We start from the raw sequence: 18,504 nt of genomic DNA on the forward strand, positions 1-18,504 counted from the left end.
GAGAGCTCCGAGAAGGAGCTGCCCGCGACGCGCATCGGCGAGCGCCTCATGGAGAGCCTCAAGGAGCTGGACCAGGTCGCCTACGTCCGCTTCGCCAGCGTCTACCGCCAGTTCGGCGACCTCAACGCCTTCATGGAGGAGCTCAACCGCCTCCTCGGCCAGCGCAAATCGTGACGTCATCCGATTCCATGCGGGATCGGGCAAGAGGCCGAACACGAACACCAGTCGGCCTGCGGGCGGGTTCTGCGGCGCTCCACCCGGTGGGTCCAGCAGGCTGCCGACTGTCTGGAAAGCGCCCAGGGATGCGTCTTTGGAGCGCCCGGAGCAAGCAGCCGCGAGCCGACGTCCTTCATTGTTGAAACATAAGGAGATCCCCACATCCCTACCGCCTTGCACCCCACTCCCGCCATCATTATATTAGCGGCGAATTCCTGAGGGCCCGTGGCCATGGAACCCTTCCGACCCTTCTTCGAGCTGAACCGGATCCAGAACGAAATCAACCGATTGTTCGAGCAGATCTCCGACGTGGAGCCCGGCCGCGCCAGCACCGGATCGTGGACCCCCAACGTGGATCTCTACGAGTCGGGCAACGACCTGGTCGTCAAGCTGGAGCTCCAAGGCGTCGAACCGAGCAGCGTCAAGCTGTCGGTGAACGGCAACAACCTGATCGTCCAGGGGGACAAGCCGCGCATCGATCCGCCGCCCGGCGCCAAGTTCCATTGCCTGGAGCGCGGCTTCGGCACCTTCCGGCGGGTCATCCGGCTGGGCGTCCCGATCAACACCCACAAGGCGAAGACGGAATACCGCGACGGTCTCCTGATCGTCGCGTTCCCGAAAGTCCCCAATCGCCGCGGCGAGGAGGTCGCGATCCCCATCCAGGTGAGCGAATGAGCAACTATCGCGCGGATCTGCCGGACGACCAGCTCAAGATCCCGAAGCAGCTCCCGATATTGCCGCTGCGGGACCTGGTGGTCTACCCCTTCATCATCGTGCCGCTGTCGGTCAGCCGCGAGCGCTCGCTCAAGGCCGTCGACCTGGCCCTGGCCGAGAACCGAATGATCCTCCTGCTGACCCAGAAGGACAGCACGGTCGAGGAGCCCTCCGAAACCGACCTGTATCCCATCGGCACGGTGGCCGTCATCATGCGGATGCTGAAGCTTCCGGACGGGCGCATCCGGGTGCTCGTGCAGGGGGTCAGCCGCGCCAAGGTGGAGGAGTTCGAGACCGGGCTTCCGTACCTGCGCGGGCGCATCACCCGCATCGTCGAGCCCGCGGGCGGCCCGTCGCTGGAGCAGGAGGCGCTGCTGCGCAGCGTCAAGAAATCGCTGGAGAAGTGCTCCTCGCTGGGGAAGTCGATCTCCTCCGAGGTCATGGTCATCGCCTCCAACCTGGAGGACCCGGGGCGGCTCGCCGATCTGACCGCGTCGAACCTGGAGCTGAAGGTCGAGGACGCTCAGATGGTGCTGCGCACCCTGGAGCCGATCCAGCGGCTGCGCAAGGTGAACGAGCTGCTCAACAAGGAGATCGAGCTGCTCACGATGCAGCAGGAGATCAACACGCACGCCCGGGAGGAGATCGACAAGTCGCAGCGCGAGTTCTTCCTGCGCCAGCAGCTCAAGGCGATCCAGAGCGAGCTGGGGGAGGGGAACGAGCTGGCGGAAGAGGTCGAGGTCTACCGGGAAAAGGCCGAGAAATCGGGCATGCCGAAGCAGGTCCTCGAGGAGGTGGAGCGCCAGATCAAGAAGCTCGAGCGTATGCACCCCGATTCGGCGGAGACCGCGACCGTCCGCAATTACCTGGACTGGATGGTGGCGCTCCCCTGGGCCAACCAGACGAAGGACAACCTGGACCTGCTCAAGGCGCGCGGCATCCTGGACGAGGACCATTACGGATTGGAGCCGATCAAGGAGCGCATCCTCGAGTACCTGTCGGTCCGCAAGCTCAAGAAGAAGATGAAGGGGCCCATCCTCTGTTTCGTGGGGCCGCCGGGAGTGGGGAAGACCTCGCTGGGGCGCAGCATCGCGCGGGCGCTGGGACGCAAGTTCGTGCGCATCTCGCTGGGCGGCGTGCGCGACGAGGCCGAGATCCGCGGGCACCGCCGCACCTACGTCGGCGCGATGCCGGGGAAGATCATCCAGAGCCTGTTCCAGGCCGGCTCCGCCAACCCGATCCTGATGATGGACGAGGTCGACAAGATCGGTGCCGACTACCGCGGCGACCCCTCCTCGGCCCTGCTCGAGGTCCTGGATCCGGAGCAGAACACCACCTTCCGGGATCACTACCTGAACGTCCCCTACGATCTCTCCAACGTGATGTTCATCACGACGGCGAACCTTCTGGACCCGATCCACCCGGCGTTCCGCGATCGCATGGAAGTGATCCAGCTCTCCGGCTACACCGAGGAGGAGAAGCTGCACATCGCGCGGCGGCACCTGATCCCGAAGCAGATCGACGAGCACGGGTTGATGGCCGACCAGGTGGCCTTCAGCGATCAGGCGCTGCGCTCGATCGTCAGCGGCTACACGCGCGAGGCGGGGCTGCGGAACCTGGAGCGCGAGATCGCCAAGGTCTGCCGCAAGGTGGCGCGCACCGTCGCGGAAGGGAAAGCTACGCCGACGCGGGTCACGGCAGCTGCCCTGGAGCATTTCCTCGGTGTTCCCAAGGTGGTTCCGGAGGTGGCGCTGAAGGTGAACCAGGTGGGCGTGGCGACCGGCCTCGCCTGGACCGCGACCGGCGGCGACATCCTGTTCGTCGAGGCCACCACGATGCCCGGCAAGGGAAAGCTGATCCTCACGGGACAGCTCGGCGACGTGATGCGTGAATCGGCCCAGGCGGCCCTTTCCTACGCGCGGTCGCGAGCCCGCGATTTCGGCATCGCCGACGATTACTTCGCCAACCATGACATCCACGTCCATGTGCCGGAGGGAGCGATCCCCAAGGACGGCCCCTCCGCCGGCATCACCATGGCCACCGCCATGCTCTCGGCCTTCATCGACCAGCCGGTCGACAAGACGGTCGCGATGACCGGAGAAATCACCCTGCGCGGCAACGTGCTTCCCATCGGCGGCGTAAAGGAGAAGATTCTCGCGGCCAAGCGGGCCAAGATCGCGGCGGTCATCCTCCCGGAGGGAAACCGCAAGCACCTCGAGGAGATCTCGCGCGACGTGCGCAAGGGAATGGGTCTGCACTTCGTATCGGACGTCAAGGAGGTCTTCGCGCTGGCGCTGGAAGGCGCCGCGGCGCGCGACGGGCGACGCGAGCGGGCCCGGGGCGGCGATCCCGGCCGCTACGCCGCGGTCTGATCCGTAAGGGCCGCGTCCCGCCGGACCGGCAGCGCAACGGAAGGACAACCCATGATCCGCGGGGGCGCCGGCGGCGAAGACGACCTGATCCGCCGAATCGGCGCCATTTTCCGGACTTCCGACCGCCACGTGGTCGTCCCGATCGGGGACGACGCCGCCGTCATCGACCCTCCCCCCCGCCAACGCATCATCCTGACAACCGACCAGATGGTGGAAGGCGTCCACTTCAGGAGGGCGCTGCATCCCCCCGACCTGCTCGGTGACAAGGCGCTATCGGTCAATCTGAGCGATCTCGCCGCCATGGGAGCCGAGCCGCGCTGGGCGCTGCTGAGTCTTTTCCTCCCCCCGGGCCTGCCCTTCGACTACCTGGAGGCGGTGCTGCGGGGGATGGCGCGCCGGGCGAAACGGAGCGGGACGGTCCTCATCGGCGGCAACCTCACGCGATCGGAGCGCTTCGCCCTCGACGTGACGCTGGTGGGAGCCTTGCCGCGGGGAATCCGCCCCCTCACGCGTGGCGGCGCGCGCGCCGGGGATCACCTGTTCGTCTCGGGCAGCCTCGGCGGTTCCGCCTTGGGCCTGAAGCTGCTGGAGGGAGGAAAACGGTCCCCGGCCGGAAGAACCCGGCGCGGCCGTGAGGCTCTCTGGAGAGAGCGCGCCTTGAAAAGGCATTTCCAACCCGAGCCCGAGATCGAGCTCGGCCGCCAGCTGAGCCGGCATCGCCTCGCCTCGGCTGCCATGGACCTGAGCGACGGGGTTTCCCGTGATCTGCGGCGGCTCTGCCGGGCCTCGCACGTCGGCGCGCTGCTTTTCGCCGAATCCCTCCCCCTCGATCCGGCCGCACGCGGGCTGCTTGGCGCCGAAAAGGCCCTCGAAATGGCGTTGCACGGGGGCGAAGACTATCGACTCCTCTATTGCGTTCCTCCGCATCGCATGGCCGAGCTGTCCCGGCGCGTCCCTGCCCGCAAGCGTCTATGCATCGGCCGGATCATCCCGGGAAAGCCCGAGCTGTCGCTCGAAGATGCGCGCGGCCGGCGGTACCCCCTGCCGGTTCTCGGCCACGACCACCTGGAAACCCGGCCCTCCAGGCCTGGGTACCACAGGCACCCGCGCGGCTAAGGGTCCCAGGCCAGTTTCTCCCAGGCTGTCAGGGTAAAATATACCGGGCGGAAGTTTAAGCGGATGAACGTCTTGCACAAAATCACCAAGCGAAGCCCGAAAATTGTCCTAGACGCTGCGCCCTCCGGGTCCGTTTGTAGGGTGGAACCGGTAACCCTTTCACTCCGAAGCCGGCAATCCCGTGGGGGTTGCAAGGATGGATGAAAGGGAGCTGATCCGGCAGGCGCAGGGGGGGGACCTCCCCGCCTTCGAGCAAATCGTCAGGAGATGGCGTGACCAGGTGTTCCGGATTGCCCGGCAGATCGTCGGAGAGGATGAGGCGGCCAAGGACGTTTCCCAGCTGGTCTTCATCCGCCTCTGGCAGGTGCTGGGAAAATACCGGGAAGGAGGCTCCTTCCCCGCTTACCTGCACCGTATCACCGTGAACGTCGCCATCGATTTCTCGCGCCGCCAGTCGCGCCGCGATTCAATCGAATCGCGGGATCCTGAAGGAGTCGACCGCTTGCCTTCGCTTTCCTTGCCGGACGATCAGCCCCTCGCCCCGGGCGAGGTCCAGAGAATCTTCGGAGTGCTGGCCCGCAAGCTGAGCCACCGGCAGCGGGCCGCTTTCGTCCTCAGGGAAATCGAGGGCATGCCGACCGAGGAAGTATGTGAGATCCTGGGAATGTCCCAATCCACCGTGCGCAACCACATCCTCGAGGCAAGGAAGGTCCTGCAGGAAGGGCTTCGCCGCCTCTTTCCCGAGTATGCCCGGGGACGGGAGGACAAGAAGGAATGAAAGAGCCTCTCGATCCCTCCAGCTTCTTCCGCGGGATCAAAGAGATCCGCCAGGATGAGGAGTTCTGGACCGGCTTCTGGCCCGCCATCCGGGTCGGCATCCGGGACGCCGAGATCCCCCGCCGCACGGTGCTCAGTCCGCTGCGCGTCCTGCTCCTGGGTTCCTCCGCCGGCTTCATGGTGGCGGCGGCGGTGCTGGTGCTGGCCTTCATGGTCGTCCCCTCGGTGAAGCTGCAGCCTCCTGCCGTCCCGGTTCCAGGCCCGGCCGACACGGCGCGCCTGGAAGCCGGCGACGACGGTGCGGAGCCTCCGGTCATGGAGGATCTAGCGTCAGCTTCGGCGCGCGTCTACACCTTCCATGTCGGTGGGCAGGCCGACGCCACCGACGTCATTCTCATCGTGGACGAGACCATTGACCTCTGAGAATGGAGGGAGCATGCAGCGGCCGGATAGACGCCTCGGACGCGCCTGTCTGTTCATCCTCATCATGTTGTCGGCGCCCGGCTTCCTCCATCTCGGCGCGGAGTCGAGCAAGGCCGAATCGCTTCCCACCCAGCTGTTCACCGTGCGCTTCAAGGACGTCAACGACGTCTATCTCCTGATCGAGCCCCTGCTGTCGGCCAAAGGCTCGGTGCAGATGCAGCCGCGGCTGAAGACCCTGGCGGTCACCGACGACGAGCAGACTCTGAAGAAAATCGGTGAAATGATCCGAGGCTACGATTTGCCTCCCAAGAACGTCGAGGTAGCCTTCCAGCTGATCCTGGCTTCCGCCGACAAGCCGCCGGAGAAGATCTCGCCCCGCATCCGCGGCGTGATCGAAAAGCTCAACGAGCTCTCCACCCGCTGGTCGGACTACCGGCTCCTGGGAAGCGCCACGATCACGGCCAGCGAAGGGGAGAAGGCCAGCGTCGAAGTAGGGGAGGACTACCGGATCAGCTTCGCGGTGGACTACGCCTCCGACGACCAGAAGCTGGTGCGCTTCAAGCGCTTCACCCTGGACCGCCGCGAGGCGCCCAAGGGACCCGAGAACCCGGAGGGCACTTACGCGCGGGTGCTCGACACGGCCTTGAACCTGAAGGAAGACAAGCTCTACATCTTTGGCGCCTCGAAGATGGAGAGCAGCAACCGGGCGCTGTTCATGACGATCACCGCGTCCGCCCAGCCCTAGGAAGGAAGCGACGTGCCTGAATTCATCGCCAAGATGGGGACCGCCGACGGGGACGTGGTGGAGCGCGTCTACATCTCCGACGACGCCGAGGCGCTGAAGCGCGACCTGGAGCGCAAGGACTTCCTGGTCTTCTCGATACGGCGCAAGGCGGGGTTGGGGGGATTCGTCCCGGGCATCGGCCGGAAGCGGGTCAAGATGAAGGAGTTCCTGATCTTCAACCAGCAGCTCGCCGCCCTGATCCAGGCGGGATTGCCGATCGTCTCCTGCCTGGACGTGCTCCTGGAGCGCCGCAAGAATCCTGCTTTCAAGAAGGCCCTCTCCGACATCCGCGACCAGGTGAAATCGGGGGCTGCCCTGTCGGAGGCGTTCTCCTCGCAGGGAGATCTCTTCCCGCCGATCTACTCCTCCTCGCTGGCCTCGGGAGAGCGCAGCGGCGAGGTGGCCTCGGTGCTGCGCCGCTACATCGCCCACACCAAGAAGGTGCTGGGCCTGAAGAGCAAGGTGATCGCCGCCCTGATCTACCCCGCCATCCTGTTCGGCATGTCCTTCGTGGTGTTGGGGATCCTCCTCTATTACGTGCTGCCGAAGTTCTCGGAGATCTACGAGGGATTCGGAGGAAATGCCAACCTGCCCCTCATCACCCGGGTCCTGGTGGGCAGCTCGAAGTTCGTGCAGCACAACTCGCTGCTGATCGCGCTGGCGCTTTTGGGAGGCTTCCTCGGGTTCACCGCCTGGCGGAAGACCGCCGCGGGCGCCCTCACCGTCGACACGGTGGTGCTGAAGCTCCCGTTCCTCGGCTCCATCATCCACAGATACTGCGTCTCCCGGTTCACCCGGACCCTGGGGACGCTGGTTTCCGGCGGCATCCCGCTGGTCAACTCGCTGGAAATCGCCGCGCCGGCGGCGGGAAACCGTTTGTTTCAGGTCCGGCTCACGAAAGTGCCCGGACGCGTCCGGGAAGGGAACGCCCTGGCCGCCTCGCTCGAGCAGACCGGGCTGTTCTCCGACCTGGCGCTGGAGATGGTGAAGGTGGGGGAGTCGACGGGGGCGCTGCAGGAGATGCTGGAGAACGTCTCGGCCCTCTACGACGAGGAGATCGACAACAGCCTGCAGAACATCGAGGCCCTCCTGGTGCCGGTGATGCTGGTGTTCATGGGGCTGGTCATCGCGTCGATCATGCTGGCGATTTATCTGCCCTTGATCAAGAGCTACGGGATGCAGGGACGATGAGCCCGATCCTCCGGAAAGGAGCGCCGTCTTGGCCCAGGAGATGAAGCGCCGGCCCGCCGCGGCGGGAGTTGCCGAGCCGGCCGTCGCGCCGGCGCCCGAGGTCCCGCGCGACACCGAGGCGCTCTCCGAGGACCTGCACGCGCAGCGCCTGGCCGAGCGCCTGAAGATCCCGTACGTCGACCTCAAAGACTTCCAGATCGACTCCGACCTGTTCCGCTCCATCCCGGTGGACCTGATGTTCCGCTACAACTTCGTCCCCTGGAAGATGGAGGGCGGCAAGCTGCTGGTGGTCATCGCCGACCCCAGCAACGTCCTGATGATGGACGACCTGGAGCTGCTGCTGGGTCGGTCGCTGGTGCCGGCGGTGGGCAGCCCCTCCGCCATCCAGGAGATCCTCAAGAAGAGCGAGTCCTCCCAGCGCGTCCTGGAGGAGGCGACCGAGGAGTTCAAGCTGCAGCTGATCCAGGAGGACGAGAGCGGCGAAGACGCGCTCACCATCGACAAGATCACCTCCGACCAGAGCCCCATCGTCAAGCTGGTGGACACCACCATCTTCAACGCGCTGCAGCGGCGGGCCTCCGACATCCACATCGAGACACGCGACCGGGAAGTGATGATCAAGTACCGCATCGACGGCGTGCTGATCAACGCCATGGAGCCGATCGACAAGAAGTTCCATTCCACGATCATCTCCCGCATCAAGGTCATGTCGGAGCTGGACATCGCCGAGAAGCGCGTGCCGCAGGACGGTCGCTTCAAGCTGCGCATCCGCGGCCGCACGATCGACTTCCGCGTCTCCATCATGCCCAGCGTGCACGGCGAGGATGCGGTCATCCGCATCCTGGACAAGGAATCGGTGAACCAGGAGTTCCACGAGCTGCGGCTGGACGTGCTGGGCTTCTCGGCCGAGGACCTGCGCAAGATGCGCAAGTTCATCCGCGAGCCCTACGGGATGATCCTGGTGACCGGGCCGACCGGATCCGGCAAGACCACTACGCTGTACGCCGCGCTGTCGGAGATCAAGAGCGTGGAGGACAAGATCATCACCATCGAGGACCCGGTCGAGTACCAGCTCCAGGGCATTACCCAGATCCCGGTGAACGAGAAGAAGGGGCTCACCTTCGCGCGCGGCCTGCGCTCCATCCTGCGGCACGACCCCGACAAGATCATGGTAGGGGAGATCCGCGACGAGGAGACCGCCCAGATCGCCATCCAGTCGGCCCTCACCGGGCACCTGGTGTTCACCACCGTGCACGCCAACAACGTCGTCGACGTTCTGGGGCGGTTTCTCAACATGAAGGTGGAGCCCTACAACTTCGTCTCGGCGCTGAACTGCATCGTGGCCCAGCGCCTGGTGCGCCTGATCTGCGTGCGCTGCAAGCACCCCATCCGGGCGACCCGCGCGCAGCTGGAGGAGAGCGGGCTGGATCCGTTGCGCTACGAGCAGCACGAGTTCCAGGAGGGGCGCGGCTGCCTGGAGTGCAACGGCACCGGCTACAAGGGGCGCATGGCGATCGCCGAGATCCTGGACATGTCGGACCGCATCCGCCAGCTGATCCTGGACCGGCGCTCCGCCGCCGAGATCAAGCGCGCCGCGCGCGAGGAGGGCATGGTGTTCATGCGCGACATTGCCCTGGCCCGGGCCCTGGAAGGGGCGACGACGCTGCGCGAGATCAACAAAGTCACGTTCGTCGAATGAGGGTGATTTGGCACTGCCTCAGATCGAGGTGATTCTCCAGAAGATCGGCATGGCGCCCGGCGTGGCGCCGCCGAGGCTCAAGCCCCGCTTCCCGGCGGTGGCCGTTTGCGTGGTTCCCGGAAAGGTCGGCGCCATCCGGCTGGGGGGCCCCGCGGCGCGCCGCAAGGGGGAGCCGGCGCGGGTCTCGGTGGCGGCGCATGCCGAGGCGGCGCTGCCGCCGGGGGCGGTCGCTCCCTCCCTGGCGCGCGGCAACCTCATGGAGACGGCGCCGGTGCAGCAGGCGATCCGCGAGGTGCTCCTTCAAGTGGCCCCGCGCGAGGACCGCGTCAGCCTGGTGCTGCCGGACAGCGTGGCGCGCGTCTCCATCCTGAAGTTCAACCGCATGCCGGCGACGCGGCGCGAGGTGGTGGAGCTGATACGCTTCCGCATGCAGAAGGTCCTGCCGTTCCGCATCGAGGAGGCGGCGCTGGATTACCAGCTCCTCTCCGACGCCGGCTCCGGGGAGCCCGACTTCCTGGTCACGCTGGCGCAGCGGCCTGTCCTCTTTCAATACGAAAGGCTGCTCACGGGGCTGGACCGGCAGGCGGGGCTGGTGGACCTGGAGTCGTTCAACCTGGTGAACCTGGTCGCCCGCTTCCCCGAGAAGGCCTCGCTCGATCAGGGCGACTGGGCCATGGTCAATGCCGCTCCCGGCTACCTGACGGTGCTCTTCTTCCGGCAGGGTGCCCTCTGCTTCTACCGCTGCAAGGCGATGTCCGACGAGGAGCGCGCCGCCGATTCGCACGGCGCCGCGGTGCGGCGGGAGCTGGCCTCCTGCGCCGCCTACTACCGCGAGCATCTCGCGGGAAAGGCGCTGGCCTCCGCGTACGTGAAGTCCTCGAACGGGGAAGGGAAGATCCTTCCGGGCCTGGTCCGGGAGGAGCTGGGCTGCGAGGTCCGGATTGTCGATCCGGGGAAGGTGGTCACGCTACCCGCCGGATCCGATCCGGAGGACTCGCGCTGGCAGACACTCGCGGCCGCCATCGGCGCGGCCATGGGGAGGCGTCCGTGAAATTGCTGGAGATCAACCTCGCGACGCGCCCCTTCCGCAACAACACCCTCTACTGGACCGGATTCGGCTCCGCCGCGGCCATCCTGGCGGCGCTCACGGCGGTGAATGTCTGGCTCTTCCTGCATGCCGGCAGCTCGGTGCAGCAATCGGGACAGGAGATGCAGATCAAGCAGGCCAAGCGCGACAGCCTCATCCGGGACGAGCGGCGGCTCAGCGTGAAGCTGACGAAGCTCGACTTCAAGGGGCTGGCGCGGGAGGCCGAGTTCGCGAACGACGCCATCCGGAAGCGGATCTTTTCCTGGACGGAGCTGTTCAACCGGCTGGAAGAGGTGGTCCCCGCGACGGTGATGATGGCGTCGATTCGTCCCGAGATTCAGGCAGAGGGGATCTCGGTCGTGGCCGAGGGGCTGGCGAAGGACCAGGAAGGGCTCCTCGATTTCGAGGAGAACCTGATCCGCAGCCCTTATTTCTCGCGCATCTATCCCGGCAGCGAGAGGCGTGAGCAGCGGGGAGGGGACCTCCTCTTCTCGCTCAAGTTCGACTACGTTCCCGGCGGGCGCGCCGACGCTCCGGCCGTTCCGGTCGCTCCCGCGAAAACCCCCGCCACGGTCGCCGGGGAAGAGCCCAAGAACCCGCCCAAGAAAGCGGCGGACAAGCCGGCCATCCCCCCGGTGCCCTACGAGACGCACCAGGCCCCGCCGCCGAGCAGCCTGCCGCCGGCGGCGACGCTGGCGGCTTCGCTGCCGGCCCCGAAATCCAATCCGAAGCCGGCCGTGTCCACACCCTATCCCGCGACCCCGACGGTGCGGGATGGCACTGTGGGGCAGGCGACCTCGACCGAGCGCGGGGCCGGGAAGACTGCGGTGGCTCCCGGCATGCGGCAGAATCCCAATGCCACCAAGCGCGGAGCCGGCGGCCGGCCGCTGCTCAAGCCCGGCGCGCATATCGGAGGCGGTCAGCAGCCGAAAGCCGACGGCCGCGCCGCGCGCACCGAGGCGGCGGCCCGGGCCGCGGCTCACTTCGAGAACAAGCCGCTCGAGGACGTGATCGACTACCTGATGAAGAACCGGACGATGATCTTCATCTTCGACGGGAAGTTCGATCTCCGCCAGAAGGTCGACATGGATGTCTACGACCTGCCCCAGTCGGAGATTGCCGACATCATCTCGGGCGTTCTGGGAGCCGTGCCCTCGATGGAAGCCGAGAACACCTGGAAGTTCCGCCAGCTCACTCCCGCCGAGACGTTGCAGCAGGCGCCGGTGGAGGAGGAGCCGGTGGCCGGAGAGCCGCCGCCGGCCGAGGAGCCCCCGCCTCCCCCGCAGGACCCGAACGACGACGGGGACGGGCGATGACGAAGGCCATGACCGGAAGCAAGCGAGGCCGCTTCAACATCCGCGAGGAGCGCGTCAAGGTGGCGGTGGTCCTCGGGATCGTCGCGGTGCTCAACATCATCCTGTACGTGACGATGAACCTGCCGCGGCTGCACCGCCAGGCCGTGGAAGAGCAGCGGCTGGCCGCGGTCACGCAGAGCCTCTCCGAGGTCTCCCGCCGGGTGGGCACCATGAAGGACCTCGACCAGCGCTTCGAGGGGGAGCAGGAGAAGGTGAAGAAGTTCTACGGCGACATCCTCGGGACCAAGGACTTGCGGATGATCCGCATCCAGCGCGAGGTGCGCGCCATCGCCACCTCGCTCGGGATGGACCCCGAGACGATCGCCTACCAGCCGGAGCTGCTCGACAAGGTCGGCCTGGTCCGCTTCAGCGTGAATGTCCCCCTGTCGGGCGATTACCGGAACCTGCGGCAGTTCATCAACAAGATCGAGAAATCGGAGAATTTCCTGATCGTGGACAGCGTGACCCTCGGGGGTTCGAAGGACGGCGGCGCCCTGCTCGACCTGAACATTCACCTGTCAACCTATTTCGATGCCCCGGAGCTGCGCGACCTCAAGCCGGCAGCCCCCAAGAAGCCCGAAGGGAAGACCTGAGATGGAGCTGGCCCTGGATCTCAAGAAGCGGCGCCGCGAGCTCATTCTGGGAGGGGCCCTGATCGTCGTGGTGTCGGCGTTCCTCTACACGCGGGCGGGAAGCTCCGCCGCGGGCGCGGGCGTGGACGATTCGGTCTTCGTCACCGGGCCTCCCAAGGAAGTCGCGGTGGCGCTGAGCAAGCTTTCCTCGGTCAAGCTCCCGGGAGTGATCCTGGAGCGTCTGGACGATGAGGCGATCCGCTACGATCCGAGCCAGCGGAACATTTTCCGCTACGGTAACATCCCGCCGCCGCCCCCGAGCCCGGAGGAGCTGGCGCGCATCGAGGAGGCGCGGCGCGCCGCCGAAACGGCGCGCCAGGCCGCCATCGAACAGGAAAACCAGAGGATCAAGCAGGCGGAGGAAGCGCAGGCGCTGGCTGCCGTGCAGCCTCCCATCGACCCTTCGACCGGCCTGCCGGTGGGCATGACGCCGCCGCCTCCTCCCAAGCCGGTGCCTCCGGCCATCACCTTCCGCTACTCGGGCTACCTCGGGTCGGAGGCCAACAAGATGGCGGTGCTCTACATCGGCGAGGACATGATGATGGCGCGGCGCGGCGATATCGTGGAAAAGCAATTCAAGGTCCTGGACATCGGCTACGATTGGGTGAAGATCGGCTACACCGACCCCCTCTTCTCGGATCAGTCTCAAAAACTACGGATGGGTCCGTGAGCGGGGCGACGCTTGCTCAACGGGACGATCCCGCGAGGCTAAATTGATGATCAAGCTCAGCTCGGCAAGGCCCCGAATCGCTCTTCTCCTCCTCGTTCTCCTGCCGCTGGCGGGCTGTGTCGCTTCGACCGCCCCGTACCGCCAGGGGCAGAAGTACATGGATGCGGAGAATTACGACCAGGCGGTGCTCGCCTTCTCCAAGGCGTTGTCAGCGAAGCCGGGGGAGATCAAGTACCAGGTGGCCCTCGCTCGGGCGCGTCTGCGGGCGTCGCAGGAGCATTTCGAGCGCGGGCAGCGCTACGCCCAGGCCGAGCAGCTGGAGCCGGCGATGGCCGAGATGCAGCAGGCCGTGCTGCTGGATCCCTCCAACCAGTACGCCGCGAACGAGATGGCGAAGCTGGTGGCGGAATACAAGAAGCGCAAGGGCCAGGAGCCGAGCGACATGGAGAAGATGAAGGAAAAGGCGAAGATGGCCGGTCGCGAGGTCCCTCGCCTGAACCCCAAGTCGAACATCCCGATCGCGCTGAAGTTCAAGGACGAGACGATCCGCAAGGTGTACGACGCCCTGAGCAAGGCGACGGGCATCACCTTTCTGTACGACGAGCGGGTGGATCTCGGGAAGAAGGTCACGGTCGAGCTCTCCGACGTGAGCTTCTCGAAGGCGCTCGAGATCCTGATGGCGCAGAACAAGCACTTCTTCAAGGTCTGGGACGCCAACACCATTCTGGTGGCCGACGACAATCAGCAGAAGCACAAGGAATACGACGACCTGGTAATCCAGACCTTCTACCTCAGCAACGCCGACGTCAAGGATGTCCAGGTGCTGCTGCGCACGCTCCTGGACGCCAGGCAGCTGGCGCAGAACGACCGGCTCAACGCCATCACCATCCGTGACACCCCCGAGCGCGTGCAGGTCGCCGAGAAGATCATCGAATCCAACGACAAGGCGAAATCGGAGCTGATCGTCGACGTGCAGCTGCTGGAGCTGAACCGGAACATCCTGCAGAACCTGGGGATCGATCTGGTGGGGGCCGGCGGCGCCTCCGGCAAGTCGCTGACCATCGGGTATACCGGCGGCGACTCGGTTCCGCTGAACAACCTGGGGCTGCTGCAGCAGCTCGGAAACTACGCCGTCGGGCCGATCCCGAACGTGGTGCTGAACTTCCTGCGCAGCGACGCCGACGCCAAAGTGCTCGCCAAGCCGCAGGTGCGGGTCTCCGAAGGGGAGAAGGCCTCGGTGAAGATCGGGGATCGGATCCCGATTCCGACGACGACCTTCAACACGGCGACGACCGGAGGCAGCGTCTTCGCCCCCATCACTTCTTTCACCTACCAGAACGTCGGCATCAACATCGACCTGGAGCCGCGCGTCCACCACAACAAGGAAATCAGCATGAAGCTCAAGGTGGAGCTCTCCAACGTCGCCGGCGTGGTCTCCGCCGGGGGTGGAGTGAGCCAGCCGATCATCGGGACGCGCGAGATCGAGACGCAGATCCGCCTGAAGGACGGCGAGACCAACCTCCTGGCCGGCCTCATCCGGGAGGAGGAGCGCTCCACCATGAGCGGCGTCGCCGGGCTGTCGCAGATCCCGCTCCTGAAGTCGCTGTTCGGCACGACGGAAAAGGAGCAAAAGACCACCGACATCGTCCTCACCCTCACGCCCCATATCATCCGTGTTCCCGACATCACCGTCGCGGACATGGAGCCGCTCTGGATCGGCACCGACCAGGATGTGGGGCTGCGGGGTGTGTCGCGAACCAGCCCCTTCGGAGCGCCGTTCGAGTCCGATGGGTCGCCCGAGGAGGAGGTCGCGCCGGAAGAGGGGCAGGCGCCCCCCGCGGGCGAAGAGGCGCCGGCTCCCGGTGTCGGAGCCTCGGGACTCGTCGCTCCTGCGATTCCGGGGCCGTCGAACCAGATTCCGGCCGCGCAGCAGCCGGCCACTGACAACGGAGCTCGGGCGCAGCAGGGCCTGCCGGCTGTGGCCAACTCGGGCGGCGGAGGAGGGGGAGGAGCAGCCCCGAACCCGGCAGCACCGCCTCCACCGGCCGTCGTCTCCTTCAATCCGCAGAACATCCTCGCCAAGACGGGCGACCTGGTGATGGTGCAGGTGATGATCGGCCAGGGGACCCGGGTCGGAAGCGTCCCCTTCCACGTGATGTACGACCCCAAGATCCTGCAGTTCATGCCGCCTGGGGCGGAAGGGGACTTCCTGAAGCGCGACGGGGCCTCGACGATCTACAACGCGCAGGCTTCGACGCTGAACGAGGTCTTCGTGGCGCTGGCCCGGGTGGGTGTCCCCACCGGGGCGACCGGTGCGGGGGTCCTGTGCACGCTGCAGTTCACCGCCGTGTCTCCGGGAACGACCAACCTGACTTTCGCCGAGGCCTCGGTCCTGGATCCTCAGGGACAGCCGCTTCCGGCGCAGTTCTCGCCGGCCGTGCACGTGGAGGTTCAGAGCAAGTGAGACGTCAGCAAGGTCTGTCGCTGGTCGAGGTCCTGGTGTGCATCGCCGTGCTGCTGATTCTGGCGGGGGCGGTGATGCCGGTGGCGAAGACGACGCTAAAGCGGCAGAAGGAGCTGGAGCTGAAGCGGGACCTGCGGACGATGCGCGAGGCAATCGACCTCTACAAGGAGTACTCCGACAAGGGGCTCATCGAGAAGGAAGGGGTCGATTCGGAAGGATACCCTCCTGATCTCGAGGACCTGGTGGAAGGAGTGCCGCAGGTCGGCTCGACCCGGACCCTCAAGTTCCTCCGGAGGGTCCCGACCGACCCGTTCACCGGGAAAGACGAATGGGGAAAGCGCTCCTACCAGGATGATTTCGATTCGAAGTCCTGGGGCCGCCAGAACGTCTACGATGTCTATACGCTCTATAGCGGCACGGCGCTGGACGGCAGCAAGTACGAGGATTGGTGAGACGATGATGCGGCGAAAGCGGTCGGTCGAACCGGGGGACAAGAGCGCGGCGAAGGGCTTCACGCTTCTGGAGCTTCTCATCGTGGTTGCGCTCATTGCCATCATCACCGCGCTGGCCGTGCCGCAGTTCAAACACACGCCGCAGAAGGCCAAGGAGGCGGTCCTGAAAGAGGACCTCTACACCCTGCGCGACGTCATCGATCAGTACTTCACCGACAAAGGGAAGTATCCCGCCACGCTGGAGGACCTGGTCGAGGCGGGCTACATCCGCAAGGTGCCGGTGGATCCGATCACCGGGTCGTCCGACAGCTGGCAGCTGGAGATGGCGGAGATGGGCGAGGATGAAGGTGAAGATGCCGCGGGCGGCATCTATGACGTCCACAGCGGTGCTTCCGGCACGGCGCTGGACGGAACAAACTATTCAGAGTGGTGATTCGATAGGGGACGCGGTTCCCCGGAAGGGAGTTCCTACCCATATGAGCGATTCCACGGGACGATTTTCGAGACTGTTTCCAGCGGCGGGGGTGATGCTCCTGGCCTTCGCCCTGGCCCTGGGCGCCGCCTGCCGGGGGTCCGACAAGGTCGCCCCGGCGGATTCCACCATCGTCGTCGCGGCGACGCCTACCACGATCGTCAAGAGCGACGATCCCAATTGCAATATCATCGGTGGAGGCGCCTGCGGCACCGCGCAGGTGGTTGCCACCGTCTACAGCAAGGCGGGGGTGCCGCAAGAGGATCAGGATGTGCGCTTCTCCGCCACCGCCGGATTGCTCTTCAAGGGGACGTTCAGCAATCCGGAGCCGGCCGCGAACATTCCGATCCGGACGGACTCCATCGGTAATGCGACCGTCTTTCTGGCGACCAGCACTACCACGACGGTCACTGCGCGCTCCGGGAACGCCACCGGCGATTTGACCTTGAATACGGTGCAGGGGAATATCAGCGAGATCCAGATCAACCTCGATACCGAGAGTCCAGGCTGTGAGGACAGCACGGATCTGATCGAGTCGTGCAGCCAGGAGGTGTGCTTCAAGGCGACGGCCATCGACACGAACGGGGACCCCATCGCGGGCGTGACGATCATCTTCAAACTGCAAAACAACACGAGTGGCAACGATACTTTCAACGCTAGTTTCACTCCGAGCCAGGATACGACCGACGATAATGGCGATGCGTTCACGGTGCTGCGTCCCCAGAACGACTGCCCCACCGAGTGCGGCGGCGGAAAGTCATGCCAGGGGGAAGTCATAGCCTCGCTCCAGGGCAACGCCTTCACGAGCACTCCTCATCAGCTGACGATCAACATTCAGTGAGTTAGGCAGGGTCGGAAGATGAACAGGGCCATATCATGCGGGAGGGATCAAGCGAACGAGCGCAATCGGTCGCGCGAATCGGGCCACCTTCTCATCGCGGTGATGATCGGCATCACCCTGCTGCTGATCTTTATGACGGTCGTGGCGCAGCAGTGGAGCTCGCTCGAGCGGCGCGAGAACGAGAAGGAGCTGATCTTCCGCGGCAACCAGTACGCCAAGGCGATCAAGAAATACCAGGGGGAGCACGGCGGCGCCTATCCCACCTCGCTGGAATCTCTCATGGAGCTGGGGCCGCGCCGCCTGCGCTACATCCGCAGGCTGTATCGCGATCCGATGGCCCCGGACGGGAAATGGGGGATCCTTATCGCCGATCCCTCGGGCAAGGGGTTCATCAATCCCAACGCCCCGCAGGGGGAGGGAGAGGGGATTCCCGGCCTGGACGATCTGGGCCAGGGCCTCGACGAGTTCGACGAGAAGCTGAAAAGATCGAACCAGCGCAACCAAGGGCAGCTGAAGATCTTCAAGGCGCGCTCAGGGCTCACCGACTGGACCCAGCCGGAGGAGGACGGGAAGGACAAGGATGGCAAGGTCTCGGTCACCGCGCCGGGACAGCCGGTGGGTCCGATCGTCGGCGTCGTGAGCCTTTGGGACCAGATGTCGTTCCGCCGCTACCACGAGCACGAGAACTACACCGAGTGGACCTTCAGCATCTTCGATCTGAACGATCAGAAACAGCAGCAGGCGAAGCCGGACGGTGGTTCTGCTCCTACCAATAACATGGGACCCTGCATTTGCAGCGATAAGTGTTGCACGGGCAATTGCCCTCCAGGATATCCTCCACAGTGTGGCAGCGAGAACAACAACAATAACAACAACAACAGGAACAACAGGAACAACAATCGAAACGGGGGACGTTAGTCCTCAATTGCGGGCCGATTGCTCCCGCGTACAAAAGCAGCCACTCCTGCCCCGTGTCCTGAAAATACGGCGCCCGGCCCTCTCCGAATACCGCTGTGCTCTCGCCTCGTCCTTGGATCTGGGGCCACGCCGCCTACGCTACATCCGCAGGCTGAACATGAGGTGAGCTGGGCCATCCGCCCTCAATGTTCCCTGTGCTATACTCTCGCCTCGTCCCTGCGGTTGGGGGCGGGGATCCCTCAGTTTCCTCCGTTCCACTCCGGACAGTCTTCATGGAACTTATTAACAGAGAAGAGTTTAGTAACGGTCTCACTGTCGTGA

At 65.3% G+C, this 18,504-nt stretch carries 17 protein-coding genes; all 17 read left to right on the forward strand.

Features of this window, described 5'->3' with window-relative positions:
- Positions 1-447: 447 nt before the first annotated feature.
- Positions 448-891, forward strand: a complete 444-nt coding sequence (locus VFW45_16460; GenBank protein HEU5182380.1) for an Hsp20/alpha crystallin family protein — start codon at positions 448-450, stop codon at positions 889-891.
- Entirely contained in the window at positions 888-3,302 is a 2,415-nt protein-coding gene (gene lon, locus VFW45_16465; GenBank protein ID HEU5182381.1) for an endopeptidase La, read from the forward strand. The genes VFW45_16460 and lon overlap by 4 nt, the downstream gene beginning before the upstream one ends.
- A gap of 51 nt (positions 3,303-3,353) precedes the next feature.
- Positions 3,354-4,418, forward strand: coding sequence for a thiamine-phosphate kinase (gene thiL / locus VFW45_16470; protein ID HEU5182382.1), 1,065 nt, complete (start codon positions 3,354-3,356; stop codon positions 4,416-4,418).
- 196 nt (positions 4,419-4,614) lie between these two features.
- Complete coding sequence (locus VFW45_16475; GenBank protein ID HEU5182383.1) at positions 4,615-5,196, forward strand: sigma-70 family RNA polymerase sigma factor; 582 nt, start codon at positions 4,615-4,617, stop codon at positions 5,194-5,196.
- Positions 5,193-5,618, forward strand: a complete 426-nt coding sequence (locus tag VFW45_16480; protein ID HEU5182384.1) for a hypothetical protein — start codon at positions 5,193-5,195, stop codon at positions 5,616-5,618. The genes VFW45_16475 and VFW45_16480 overlap by 4 nt, the downstream gene beginning before the upstream one ends.
- A 13-nt stretch (positions 5,619-5,631) precedes the next feature.
- Positions 5,632-6,363: a hypothetical protein gene (locus VFW45_16485; GenBank protein ID HEU5182385.1), complete on the forward strand. Its 732-nt coding sequence runs from the start codon at positions 5,632-5,634 to the stop codon at positions 6,361-6,363.
- A 12-nt stretch (positions 6,364-6,375) separates the two neighbouring features.
- Entirely contained in the window at positions 6,376-7,593 is a 1,218-nt protein-coding gene (locus tag VFW45_16490) for a type II secretion system F family protein (GenBank protein HEU5182386.1), read from the forward strand.
- 28 nt (positions 7,594-7,621) lie between these two features.
- Positions 7,622-9,292: a GspE/PulE family protein gene (locus VFW45_16495; GenBank protein ID HEU5182387.1), complete on the forward strand. Its 1,671-nt coding sequence runs from the start codon at positions 7,622-7,624 to the stop codon at positions 9,290-9,292.
- A gap of 7 nt (positions 9,293-9,299) precedes the next feature.
- Entirely contained in the window at positions 9,300-10,343 is a 1,044-nt protein-coding gene (locus VFW45_16500; protein HEU5182388.1) for a hypothetical protein, read from the forward strand.
- Positions 10,340-11,695 carry a hypothetical protein gene (locus VFW45_16505; GenBank protein ID HEU5182389.1) on the forward strand — a complete coding sequence of 452 codons (1,356 nt, stop codon included), beginning with the start codon at positions 10,340-10,342 and terminating at the stop codon, positions 11,693-11,695. The genes VFW45_16500 and VFW45_16505 overlap by 4 nt, the downstream gene beginning before the upstream one ends.
- Positions 11,692-12,327 carry a GspMb/PilO family protein gene (locus VFW45_16510; protein HEU5182390.1) on the forward strand — a complete coding sequence of 212 codons (636 nt, stop codon included), beginning with the start codon at positions 11,692-11,694 and terminating at the stop codon, positions 12,325-12,327. Before VFW45_16505 ends, VFW45_16510 begins: the two co-directional genes overlap by 4 nt.
- A 1-nt stretch (position 12,328) precedes the next feature.
- Positions 12,329-13,036 carry a hypothetical protein gene (locus VFW45_16515; GenBank protein ID HEU5182391.1) on the forward strand — a complete coding sequence of 236 codons (708 nt, stop codon included), beginning with the start codon at positions 12,329-12,331 and terminating at the stop codon, positions 13,034-13,036.
- Positions 13,037-13,082: 46 nt separating this feature from the next.
- Entirely contained in the window at positions 13,083-15,500 is a 2,418-nt protein-coding gene (locus tag VFW45_16520; protein HEU5182392.1) for a secretin N-terminal domain-containing protein, read from the forward strand.
- A complete protein-coding gene (locus VFW45_16525) occupies positions 15,497-15,952 on the forward strand; it encodes a type II secretion system protein (protein ID HEU5182393.1) in 456 nt (151 codons plus the stop codon). Before VFW45_16520 ends, VFW45_16525 begins: the two co-directional genes overlap by 4 nt.
- A gap of 4 nt (positions 15,953-15,956) precedes the next feature.
- Positions 15,957-16,385, forward strand: coding sequence for a prepilin-type N-terminal cleavage/methylation domain-containing protein (locus tag VFW45_16530; protein ID HEU5182394.1), 429 nt, complete (start codon positions 15,957-15,959; stop codon positions 16,383-16,385).
- 43 nt (positions 16,386-16,428) lie between these two features.
- Entirely contained in the window at positions 16,429-17,265 is an 837-nt protein-coding gene (locus VFW45_16535; GenBank protein HEU5182395.1) for a hypothetical protein, read from the forward strand.
- An 18-nt stretch (positions 17,266-17,283) separates the two neighbouring features.
- Positions 17,284-18,183, forward strand: a complete 900-nt coding sequence (locus VFW45_16540) for a hypothetical protein (GenBank protein HEU5182396.1) — start codon at positions 17,284-17,286, stop codon at positions 18,181-18,183.
- The last annotated feature ends 321 nt before the right edge of the window (positions 18,184-18,504 follow it).

It is taken from the genome of Candidatus Polarisedimenticolia bacterium, from assembly GCA_035764505.1.
Taxonomy (GTDB): Bacteria; Acidobacteriota; Polarisedimenticolia; order Gp22-AA2; family AA152; genus AA152.